Here is an 11,282-nt window from a genome sequence, read left to right on the forward strand (position 1 = left end):
GGGGCTCAGGAGCCGCCAGGCATCGGGCCAGGTCCGCAGGAGGGCGACCGCCACGAGCCCCAGGAGGAGCACGAGCGCGGCCGTGCGGGAGGCGTCCAGGGGGCGGCGCGGGGGGCGGCGCCCCCAGAACACGCCCAGGTTGCCCTGGGAGCAGCGGCGCACGCACCGCAGGCACAGGAGGCACGCCCCTTGATCCATGTCCGGGGGATAGAGGGCCACGGGGCACCCGGACGCGTAGACCTTGTGCTGCACCACCAGGTGCCCGGCGTCCCAGCGCCGCCACTGGGACTGGGGGCTCGTGCAGGAGCGGTCGCCGCAGGACGCGCACGCTCGGGGGTCCAGGGTCCGCACCGCGAGCGGCGCGTGGCGGCTGTAGAGGTGGAGCACCGAACCCACGGGGCACAGGCCCCGGCAAAAGGCACTTCGCCGGAAGACCGCCGCCGCCGCCAGCGCCAGAAGCCCGATGCCGGCCACCACGAGGGCCGTACGGTGGGGGCTCTTGTGCACCTCCCACCCCACCACGGCCGCCACCCCCGCCCCCAGCAGGACCACCGTGCCCGCCCCGGAAGCCACCCATCGGGGCCATTGGAGCCCGAGCCCCCGGCGCCCCACCGCGTCGGTAGCGAACCCCAGGGGACACACCGCGCACCAGGCTCGCCCCAGGATCGGGACCAGGAGCACGAGCCCCATGAACCACAGCACCCAGAAGAGGAGCGTCGTCGCGTGGGTGTACATGAGGGGGTGGAGCTCGGGCACCCCGGGGATCCCAACTCTCCCGAACCCCAGGGCGACGAGCCCCACGTAGCCGAGCAGGAAGACCCACTGGAGCACCCGCTGGGGCCCCGGGCCACGCAGGAGAGGGCCGATGATCCGGGCCCGAAACAGGTCTACGCCCCCGCCCTCGCCGGGGCCTGGCGCCCTCCGCCTCATCGGTACAGCTCGTCGGGCAGGACCCACTCCCCCCGAGCGTCGGGGTAGGTCTGGGGCATTCCCCGCCAGATCGCCAGAGTGCGCGCCGCCCACTCCCGAACCGCGGGATGCGGGTCCGCGCGGCGCAACTGCTCCAGAGATCCCTCTGCCTCCCGGGCCTCCAGAAGCCCCACGGCACGACTCGCCTCCAGGCGCGCCCGCCAGTCCGGGTCGCCCAGGACCGGCACCAGGGCCTCCCCCCCGCGGGGGTCGCCGAGCTGCCCCAGGGCCCAGGCGGCGTCGGCCCGTCCCGAAGGGTCGGCAGGATCGGCAAGCAGGGCGAGGAGCACGGGCAGCGCCCGGGGGTCGCGAAGCTCGCCCAGGGCCCGCACTGCATAGCCCCGCCCTTCCGAACCCAGGGAGGGCACCACCGGGAGGACCGGCCCCACGGCCTCGGGCCCGAGGCGCACCAGCGCCCGGGCGACGGCCTTGGCAACCTCACCCGACTCCCGCGTCAAGGCCCGCACCAGCGGCCCCACCGCCGCGGTGTCCCCGAGCTCCCCCAGGGCCCACGCGGCCACGTAGCGGCGGGGAAACGCGGCGTCCTCCAGCGCGCGCACCGCCTCGGCGAAGGCGCCCTCGAGGCGCAGGTTGGCAGCCAGCGCCAGAGCGTGCTCTCTTCGGACGGGGTCGGGATCGCGGCAGGCCTCTCGTAGGCGGTCGGCATGGGAGGCGCCGACTTCCAAGAGCGCGCGGTACGCCTCGGCCCGGATTTCCGCCGGGGCTTCCCGCCCCAGGAGCCCCACCAGCTCCCGCGCCGCCCCTGCGTCGCCCCCCGCCGCCCTCCCCTGGAGATCGCCCACCGAAGGCGTCGACGGCACCCCGCACGCCGACAGGAGCAGCCCCGTCGCCAGGACCAGAGCCGACACTACCTTCACGAGGCCCCCCTCACGCCGCGCCCCACAGGGCATGGTTCCGGTGACGGGTGACGGGTGACGGGTGACGGGCGCCTCGGAAGACGCCCGGCGTGCCACCTGCCACCTGCCACGGACAACGTGCAACGCGCAACGTGCAACGCACAACGCGCCCCCCCTCACCACACCGTGTGCACCGTGATATCCACCCCTGCCACCATCGCCCCTTCCGGAACGATGACGGCCGACGGATCCACGGTGCCCCGGTCGTAGCGGCCGTACAGGTCGCCCACCTTGGGTGGGCCTCCGTACTTGTCCCGAGCACAGACGTAGTAGGTTCCCCCCTCGGGCAGGGCCAGGGCGTAGCGGCCGTCGGGGCCGGTCTTGGCAGAGACGAACTTGGGCCGCTCCGACATCTGCACGTGATCGTACACGTGGACCCTCAGGCCGGCCAGGGGCTTGCCCTCCGGGTCCAGGATGCGGCCCGAGATCCCGGTCTTCCACGGGGCATCCTCTCCCAGGGACTCCTTGGGATTGCCCTGTTTCACGTAGGCCAGCAGGCTCACCTGGAGCGGTTTCCCCGCTTCCACCCGCACCCTCATCGGGTCCGCCTTGAGGTCGCCGTCCCGAACCGGGCCGGTCTCGTCCCCGCTCTGCCGGTGGCGGGCCACCAGCACGTACTCCCCCGGGGGCAAGTCGATGGAGAAGCTCCCGTCGGCCGCCAGGGGACCGAGCTGGGTAAAGGGCGGCCCGCGCAGATCATCGCCCGGCCGGTAGAGGTCGACCACCGCCCCCTCTGCGGGGCGGTAGACCGACCCCGCTACGGCCGTGAGCTCCCCCTCCCTCCCGGAAGGAGACCCGCAGGCCGCGACGAGGAGTAACAGACCGAAGGTGAGCACACGCTGCATGGTCACTCTCCCTGCCGCCGCCCCACGAGGGCCGGCGGGTCGACGAGCACGAGCCGGATGGGCACCGGAACCGCCACGTGATCCTTCTCCACGCCGTCCAGAACGGCAAGACCGAAAACCACCTCCGTGCCGGGCGCGAAGCCCACGTCTCCGGGGTCGGAGCCGGTGAACCCGCGGGAGAGGGTGAGCACCCAGGCCCCTCGGCGCCGGTGGGCCGTAGACTCCACCTCCAGGCGCCCGAGGGCGGGGTTCACCAGACGGTGCCCCGGCGCCCGGGCCCCCGGCTCGGGAGGCGGCGCCTCCCAAGGCCGATCCCCCGGCCCGAAGGCGTCGGGCTTCCCCGAGGCCGCCCGCACCGAGTTGGGGCCGAAGAGCTCCCCGGGACCGTCCCCTTCCCACCCCGCCGGTCCCAGGCGGCCGTCCTCCGCGAGGCCCTCGGGCGTCCCCCGGCCTGGCCGCCAGATCCAGAAGTCCAGGGGCGGCTCCCCCGCCGGGGCCGCCATGCGGTAGTCGGCGATGGCGCGAGGCCCCGCCATCCGCCAGTCCTCCAGGTGGCAGGTCCGGGCGCAGGAAAACGCCCCGGGGCTCTCGCCCCAGAGCACGCCGAGACCGTCCTGGGCGAAGCCTCCTGCCCGCCACCCGGCCCCGTCCCACTCCCAGGAGGGTCCGAGGTCGGGGGTGGGATCCGCCCACACGAAGCGAAGGAAGAGCTTCTCTCCGGTATGATACGCGCGAACCTCCACGGGCACCGGCGAGACCTGGGTACCGTGGTGGCACGAGGCGGTGGCCTTGTGCACAGCGTCCCCGTCCACGTCCCCCAAACCGCGGCGGCTCGTGCGCCCGCCCACAGCCTGCATCCGAAGCGGCACGGCCGCCGACCAGTCCGCTTCGGTCGGCTCCTGCGCGAGTGGCAGGGAGTACACCCCGTCCTGGGGGGCTCCGCAGCCCAGCAGGCACAGCACCGCGCCGACGGCAGCCCCGGCGCCCAGCCGCCTCAGGCGGGACGCGGGCAGGCTCCGGGAAGGGAGAGAGGCTGGGGGTCGCGAGGAGGGTCGAGTGGGCACGGGGCCTGTTACCCGCAGAAATCCGGCCGGTTACGAAGCGGCACCGGGAACCCCCCCCAGGGCCCCCCGCACCAACTCCGCCAGCTCCTCCACCACGCGGGCGACGGGGAGCCCCGTGGTGTCGACGACGCGGGCGTCGTCGGCAGGCCGCAAGGGGGCGTGTTCCCGGGAGGAATCCTGGCAGTCCCGGGCACGGATGTCGGCCAGCACGTCCTCGTAGCGCGCCTCCTGCCCCCGGCTGGCCAGCTCGGCCGTGCGGCGGCGCGCCCGCTCCTCGTCCGCCGCGGTGAGAAAGACCTTGAGCAGGGCATCCGGGAACACCACGGTACCGATGTCGCGGCCCTCCAACACCGCCGGAGCCGACTCTCCGAGCTGCCGCTGGTAACGGACCATCGCCTCGCGCACGGGGCGCCGGGCCGAGACCCTCGAGGCCAGGCCGCTCACCCGGTGCTCGCGGATGGCCTCGGTCACGTCCTCCCCGTCCAGGAGCACCCGGGCCTCGCCGTCGGCCCCGCGGCGAACGTCGAGGGTGGTGTCCCGGCACAGGCGCTCCAACCCCTCGTCGTCGTCCAACGCCACCCCGACGCGGTCGGCCTTGAGGCCGATGCTCCGGTACATGGCCCCCGTGTCCACGTGGTTCCATCCCAGGCGCTCGGCCAGGAGCCGGGCCACGGTGCTCTTTCCGGCACCGGAGGGGCCGTCGATGGCCACCACGGGCAGCCGAGGGGCGACCGGCGCCACCCGCTCGGAGACCCTCTCCCAGAGCTCCCGGCGCCCCTCCCCCGTGCGGGACGACGTCACGAGCAATTGCCCCGGCGCGACCCCCAGACCCGCACCAATCGCCCGCAGGCGATCGGCCCTGCGGCCCCGCGAGACCTTGTCGGCCTTCGTCACCGTGGGGATCAGGGGGCGTCCCGCCTCGCGGACCCAGCGGGCAAAGGTCCGATCCTGGGCCGACGGGTCCCGGCGGATGTCGAGCAGGAGCACAACGGCCCGCAATGCCGCCGCCCGCTCCACGTACTCCCGCGTGCGGGTGTTCCAGGTGCGCACGGCGGCCGGCGGCGCCCGGGCGTACCCATAGCCCGGCAGGTCCACGAGGACGAAGCGCTCGTCCACCAGGAAGAAGTTCAAGGCCTGCGTCCGGCCGGGGGTGGACGAGGTGCGCGCCAGGCTGCGCCGGCCAAGCAGAAAGTTCACCAGAGAGGACTTGCCCACGTTGGAGCGGCCCGCCACCGCCACCTGGGGCCAGGAAACGGCCTGGGCATCCTCCCAGCGGGGCGCGCTCAGCAGAAAACGGGAGCTGGTGGCGCGAATGGGCCGCGTCCCCATGGGGGGCCTCCTCGCAAGGGAAAACGGGGGTTCAGGGTAGGGCCAAGACCTTGAATTTTCAACTTCATTCTTGACAGGGCAGGGAGCCTGCCGAAACAATACCCAACTTCCTGCCGGAGCCCCCGGGCTCCTCCCGTGCCGGGCCACACGGGGAAGGAGAAGCGCAGGGTTTCCTGTCTGCAGCGGTGTCCGACGAAGGGGCGGCCGTACCCCTTCCCGGCGCGGTGCTGCGCCGGATCTCGGCGGGTTCGCCAAAATGCGATTCGCCGGCTCATCCTTTCGTGCGTCCCATCCGATCTGTACGGTGACGAAACACCAGGGGGAAGGAAACGCCTGTGGAGCTCCGGGGCAACCTGAAGGACTTCAGCCTGCCGGACATCATCCAGTTGGTCGGCTTCGGCCGGAAGACCGGGGTGTTGCGGGTGGTGTGCGCCGGCGGCGGGGCCGCCCTCTTCTTCGAGGAGGGCAACGTCATCCACGCCGAGTTCCCCGGGGCCGAGGGAGAGAAAGCGGTCTTTTCCCTGTTTCGGGTTCCCCACGGGGAATTCCGGTTCCAGACCAACGTGCCTTCCCCGGCGCGCACCATTGCCATGGACCCGACCAACCTGGTGATGGAGGCGGCCCGGCTCCTGGACGAGTCCCGGCGGGAGGAAGCAGAGGGCGAACCCGAGTGGAAGCAGGGCATCGCACCCGAGGGCGCGGACTGGTTCGGTTTCGAGGAGCCCCCTCCCCGGAACCCGCAAGACGTCAAGAACGAGATCCGGGAACTGCTCAAGGAGCGCTTTGGCCGCGGAGCGAAGCGCCTGCTTCAGGCGGTAGACCAATGCGGAGACACCCCCGAGGACCTTCTCGAACTGGCCGACCGGGTGGAGAAGTATGTGCACGTCTTCATCGACACCGGCGCCTCCGGCCCGATCGGCCGGGAGATCCGAGAACTCCTCTCCGGCCCCTCTTCCGGCTGACGCTCCTCCTCGCCGCGCTCCTGGCCTTCGCAGGCGCCGCCGCAGCCGGAGGCGTGCCCGTGGAGCTTTCCCTCACCAAGGACGAGGCCTATCAGATCGCATCCGACTCCCTGAACCGGAAGGTCGACGACATCCGCAAGGGCGTGCTGGCGGCCAACCCCGAACTGGTGTCCTTCGACCTGGTGCGCAGCGGCGACGACGTCACGGTTCTCGTCGGAGTGCGCCGGGGCCCGGACCGGTTCGACCTGCGCCTGCTCGGAAACAAGCACGACTACTACCGGCTCTCCATGGGGGTGCGTCTCGATGAGACCCTGACCGGCCTGGCGGCGGCCGATCCGAACACGGAAGCCGCCGGCATCGTGCTCCAAGGCGACAACCTTCGCGTCCGGCTGCGCTACACGGGACCCCTGTCCACGGCGCCTGCACCGGCTCCGGTCCCCGACCCGCCCCCGGCGCCTGCGGCCGCCCCGGCCCCAGCCGCCCCGCCTTCCGAGCGCACCCGGCGCACGGCCACGCCCCCCCGGCCCGACCCGCCCCCCCCCGGTGCCGAGAGCGAGGTGGCCGTTCCGGGGGCGCAGACGCGCGGGTCGTCTCTTCCGAGCCCCGGCACCGTGGTCGTCCGCGAGTCCTCCTCCGCCTCCCCGAGCGGGGTGCCCCCGGGTACCGGCCCCCGGGCCGAGGAAGAGGAGGCCGCCTTGCGCGAGGCACGGGCGCAGGATAGCCTCCAGGCCTGGACCCGCTTCCTCGAGCGCTACCCCGAGTCTGCCCAGGCCGCCGAGGCCCGGGAACGCGCGGCGTCGCTGCGGGAAGAGGCAGCCTACCGGACGGCGCTCCAGCGCAACGATGCCGAGGGCTACCAGGCCTTCCTGGAGCACTTTCCCGCCTCCCCCCGGCTCCAGGAAGTGCAGGCGCGGCTGCGGGCCGTGGAGGAGGAGCGCCGACGCGCCGCTGCGGAGAACCAGGCCCGCCATGCCGCCGACAAGCGCAGGCGCGACGCCTACAGCGAAGCCCGAAGGCTCGACACGGCAGACTCCTACCGCATCTTTCTCACGGTCTTCCCCGACGGCCCCGAGGCCGCGGAGGCGCGCAAGCAACTGGCGGCCATCCAGGTCGACGAGAAGGACTTCGAGGCCGCCCGCGGCTCCCTGGAGGGGGTGGAGGCCTATCTGAAGGCCCGCCCCAAGGGACGCCACGCCCCGGAAGCGCGCCGCCTCGCCGAGGAAGCCAGGGCCCGGGCGTTAGGAGCCGAGTGGGAGAGCGCCCGGGCGGCGGGAACGACCGAGGCCTTCGAGGGGTTCCTGGCCCGGTGGCCCCAGGCCCCCCAGGCCGCGCAGGCCCGGTCCGCCCTGGAGGGCGTGCGCAGGGTGCAGGCCCCGCCGCTTCGCCCCGAGAGCGGCAGATCCCAGGGCGTTCCGGTGCTGGCCGCCCCGCGGGTGGCCCAGCCCCCCGCGGTCGACGGCCGCGGGGACGACCCGGCCTGGCGACAGGCCGAGGCCATCGACTTCCCGGTGACGGACGGAACGGCCATCAACACCCTGCGGCTCCGGGCCGTCCACGACGGCGCGCGCCTGTACCTCCTGGCCCAGTGGAGCGACCCGTCCCAGGACACCCTCTACCGCCCCTGGCGCTGGGACACCGCCCAACGCACCTACCACCAGAGCGCCGAGTTGGACGACGCCCTGGCGGTGGCCTGGTACCGCACCCCGCCCTCCGACCCCTGCATGCTCCAGGGGGACGAGCACGACGCCGATACCTGGCTGTGGCGGGCTCACTGGTCCGAGATCTCCGGCCACGCCGACGACGGCCGCCTGCGGGTGAGCCGCGGCCGGATTCCCCAGTCCAACCCCTACGCCACGCGGGGAGGCAGCGGGCAGGTCTGGGTGAAGCAAGAGCCCGACGAGGGCGCACCTGGGTGGTTCTTCTTCATCCCCGTCGAGTTCCAGGGAAACCTGGTGGCGAGCTACCGCCCCCAGGAGCCCCGGGGGAGCCGCAGCGACGTCCGGGCGCGTGGGAGCTGGACGGCGAAGGGAGACGGGGGGGGCTGGACCGTGGAGCTCTCCAGGGCGCTCGACACCGGCCGCGGCGACGACGTCGCGTTCGCCGTGGGCCAGCCCCTGTTTGCGGCCTTCGCGGTGTACGACAAGAGTGACAAGGGCAAGCACCTGTCCAGCGGCTTGATCCACTTCGAACTGCGCGGGAGGTAAACGTGGCAAGACCGGCTGCCGTACAGATCCAGTGGTGGTTTCGCGTCCTCGTGCTGCTCCTGATCGCCGTGGACCTGGCGGCGCTCGCCGGCAGCGTGCTGATCTCGCGCTCGGTCCGCGTCGTCGCTGCCGAGGCCGAGCCCCTGGCATCGGCCACGGCTTCGATCCGGCACGACATCCTGGCCGCCCAGCGGGACCTCTTCCGCTACCTGGCCGAGTTCTCCGACGACACCTCCGCGGCCCTCTCCCACCTGACCGCCCTCACGACCCACGTCAAGGCTGCCCGGGCCAGTGCTTCGCCCGAGGCGGGCCGGGAGCTCGACGTCATCGAGCAGTCGGCGGAACGGTACCGGAAGGTTCTGGAGCTCATGCCCCGGACGGCCGAGGGCTCCCGCGACTGGTCCCGGCTCCAGGAGTACAGCGCCACGGCCATCGAGCTCGGAAACGCGGTGGAGGACCGGGCTACCCGGCTGGCGGAGGCTGCCCAGGCAGAGATCCACCGCCGCAGCGTGGCGGCCGACCGCATCGCCACCGCCGCCACCTGGGTGGCCGTGGGGGTGTTCGCCGTAAGCATCCTGGCCGTGCTCGCCCTGCGCCACTGGTGGAAGCAGTTCGAGGACGTGATCCTGGGATTCTAACGAGGCCCCGCCTCAGACCGCCAAGGTGTGGCCTCGGCGGTCAGCCGTCAGCTCGAACCCACGGCGAACCGTGGGATGGGTCAAGCGCAGCGGACCCACCGTGACGCTAGGGAAGAGCTTGATGCGTCGTTCAAGACCTCTGGTCCTGGAGGATTCCTAGGGGTGGAACCGCGCCGGTTCGACACTGTCGTCATCGAGCAGAAGAGGGGCCGTTACGAGGTGGCACAGGGGGACGAAGTTCTCCTGGCCGTCCCCGCGGCAGTCTTCGAGGCCTACGAGGTGGGGGCGGTCTTCCCCCCTGCGTGGGAGCCCCGGGCGCCCTCCCACGGGGTGCGCCGCCTCTTCTGGAACCCGGACACCGCCGAGTTCTTCATGGCGGGCCTCGAAGCCCACCCGGCCCGCACCGCGGAGGCCTGGGGAAGCACCCCCTACCGTTCCTACCTCCAGGGTTTCTGGATCCCGTCGCCGCCGGTGCTCCTCCTGCGCCCCTACTGGAACCCGTCGGACCCCTACGACCCCTTCGACGCTCCCGCCCGCCGAAGGAGCTTTGCCGTCCAGGCCCGTTTCCGGGAGATCCTCCAGGGGCTTCGCCCCCCCCAGGGGTGGACCGCCATCCTCAACGCCACCGATCCCTATCTCGACGCGCTGGGTGTCTCGGCCCCCGGGGCCCGCCCCGACCCCGAGGAGATCCGGGAGCTCTCCCTCACGCCCCCCGCGCCCCTCTCCCTGGAGGCGGCGGTCCGGGCCCTCGACGCAATCGCCACCGAACACGCGGGAGCCCTCTATCCCGTGCTCCGGGAGGACGCGCTCGCCGGCGTCCACGCCCTCACCCTCTTCGCCCTCCACACCGCCCAGGCCCTCCTCGACCGGGCCGGCCTCCCCCACCAGGAAGGCCCCTTCCGGCCGCACTGAGCAACGGGCAGGCCCGGCCGCAGACCGCCTGAGGCGTTGCGGATCCCCCGCGGCGGTGTCACCGCTCGACGACTCGGTCAGGCATCGGCGCAGATTCGTGCTCGCCTTCTTCCCGTTTCCTTGTAACAGTGAATTACTTTGGCAATATAGTGTTTCGTCGCGTGCGGCGCGCACCCACTCCGTGCTCCGCGCCGTCGGGAAGGGTCCGCGTACGAAGGCCTGCGTGCCGGTGGAGAGATTGCATTTTCAAGCGACAAGAGAGGGAGCGATGTCGGGCAGAGTGCATCCGCATCCACGGCTGGGCTGGGCGGCTGGATTGGCGTTCATGGTAGGGGCAGCCCTGGGGGCTGGTGCAGGGGGCGCCCAGGCGGCCACCCATTATCCCCCCGGGGCGATCTGCTACGACTGCCACGCGGTCTCCAGGTCCAAGATGGTGGTGGGCACCCACCTGCTCAAGAAGTCCGACCGCACCGTGGCCCTGGGGATCTCCGAGTCCAACCCCCAGGCCCCCTGCCTCTTCTGCCACGACCGGAACGCCACCCCCTCGGTGGTGAACCGGGACCGGATGAAGGGGGTGTGGGACCACTTCGGCGCCTCGTCCACGTCCAAGCACGGGGCCGATCTGCGCAGCGGCTTCGGCGACCAGACCTCGCTTTTCGACTGCCGGGACTGTCACACCGGCATCGACGTGGGCGTGGTGTCCGACGGGGCGGGAAATGCCCGGGTCCACAACTCCGACGCCAGCGGCGGGGCCCGGATCGACGTCCACGCCACCCTCGTGGGGTGGCTCGCGACCGGCTACGACCTCTCCGCGCACACCTGCAACAACGCCGCCTGCCACGGGGGCACGGTCCCCAACGCGTACGGCACGTTGGCGGCCCGGCCGGCTCACGGCGTGGCCAGGACGACCCTGGCGGGGGGAGCCGTGCCCACGGCGTGCACCCAGTGCCACGGCACCCACAACAGCTACCAGAACACCTCGCTGATCACCCTTCGCACCGACGGGACCACCTCCAACGAGCCCGGCGACCCCCTGGCGACGCGGGTCACCCCGGAGAAGTGCGGGTTCTGCCACGTCCAGGACGACGGCCCCGGCGGGGGCGCCTACGCCCTCAAGGGCCACGGCCAGGGCACCATCGCTAGCGGGTCGCTGGGCTGCACGGGCTGCCACGCGGAGGGCGTGCCACATGCCTTCTCGCACTCCGCGCCGGGCACCAACCCCCTTCGCTTCAAGTACGCCGAGAACACCTCGGTGCAGAGCGCCATTCGGCAGCAGCCGCCCTACGACCGGGCCTACTCGATCTGCCTGACCTGCCACAGCGCGTACACGGGAAAGCTCCACGGCGGCTCCGGCGCCGTAGCCGGGTGCAACGACTGCCACGAGCCCCACGGGGCGGGGGTGGAGCCCAACGTGGCGATGGTGCGGGTGCAGATTCCCAAGG

10 protein-coding genes and 1 pseudogene are annotated in these 11,282 nt (G+C 72.4%); 5 read left to right on the forward strand and 6 right to left on the reverse strand.

Translation table 11 applies throughout. From position 1 onward, the window contains the following. From AB1578_17415 to yihA, 6 genes and pseudogenes are all read right to left on the reverse strand, one after another. A partial coding sequence (locus tag AB1578_17415) for a 4Fe-4S binding protein (protein MEW6489675.1) occupies positions 1-930 on the reverse strand: 930 nt, incomplete at its 3' end. After that, a complete protein-coding gene (locus tag AB1578_17420; protein ID MEW6489676.1) occupies positions 927-1,847 on the reverse strand; it encodes a HEAT repeat domain-containing protein in 921 nt (306 codons plus the stop codon). The genes AB1578_17420 and AB1578_17415, both read right to left, overlap by 4 nt. Positions 1,848-2,002: 155 nt before the next feature. Then, positions 2,003-2,731, reverse strand: a complete 729-nt coding sequence (locus tag AB1578_17425) for a carboxypeptidase-like regulatory domain-containing protein (protein MEW6489677.1) — start codon at positions 2,729-2,731, stop codon at positions 2,003-2,005. A 2-nt stretch (positions 2,732-2,733) separates the two neighbouring features. Next, positions 2,734-3,654, reverse strand: a complete 921-nt coding sequence (locus tag AB1578_17430) for an ethylbenzene dehydrogenase-related protein (protein ID MEW6489678.1) — start codon at positions 3,652-3,654, stop codon at positions 2,734-2,736. Positions 3,655-3,825: 171 nt separating this feature from the next. Then, positions 3,826-4,536, reverse strand: a complete 711-nt coding sequence (cmk, locus tag AB1578_17435; protein MEW6489679.1) for a (d)CMP kinase — start codon at positions 4,534-4,536, stop codon at positions 3,826-3,828. Positions 4,537-4,557: 21 nt separating this feature from the next. Continuing rightward, a pseudogene (gene yihA, locus AB1578_17440) lies at positions 4,558-5,124 on the reverse strand (ribosome biogenesis GTP-binding protein YihA/YsxC). Between the two features lie 335 nt (positions 5,125-5,459). On the opposite strand from yihA, the gene AB1578_17445 reads away from it, so the two are divergent. The 5 genes from AB1578_17445 to AB1578_17465 all read left to right on the forward strand — a co-directional run. Then, positions 5,460-6,086, forward strand: coding sequence for a DUF4388 domain-containing protein (locus AB1578_17445; protein ID MEW6489680.1), 627 nt, complete (start codon positions 5,460-5,462; stop codon positions 6,084-6,086). Between the two features lie 59 nt (positions 6,087-6,145). Continuing rightward, positions 6,146-8,290: an ethylbenzene dehydrogenase-related protein gene (locus AB1578_17450; protein MEW6489681.1), complete on the forward strand. Its 2,145-nt coding sequence runs from the start codon at positions 6,146-6,148 to the stop codon at positions 8,288-8,290. Positions 8,291-8,292: 2 nt separating this feature from the next. After that, the gene (locus AB1578_17455; GenBank protein MEW6489682.1) at positions 8,293-8,928 is read left to right on the forward strand and encodes a hypothetical protein; all 636 of its coding nucleotides are present in this window, start codon (positions 8,293-8,295) and stop codon (positions 8,926-8,928) included. Positions 8,929-9,090: 162 nt separating this feature from the next. Next, positions 9,091-9,840, forward strand: a complete 750-nt coding sequence (locus tag AB1578_17460) for a hypothetical protein (protein MEW6489683.1) — start codon at positions 9,091-9,093, stop codon at positions 9,838-9,840. Between the two features lie 316 nt (positions 9,841-10,156). Next, a partial coding sequence (locus AB1578_17465; protein ID MEW6489684.1) for a hypothetical protein occupies positions 10,157-11,282 on the forward strand: 1,126 nt, incomplete at its 3' end.

The sequence above is a fragment of the Thermodesulfobacteriota bacterium genome, from assembly GCA_040756475.1.
Lineage (GTDB): Bacteria > Desulfobacterota > Deferrisomatia > Deferrisomatales > JACRMM01 > JBFLZB01.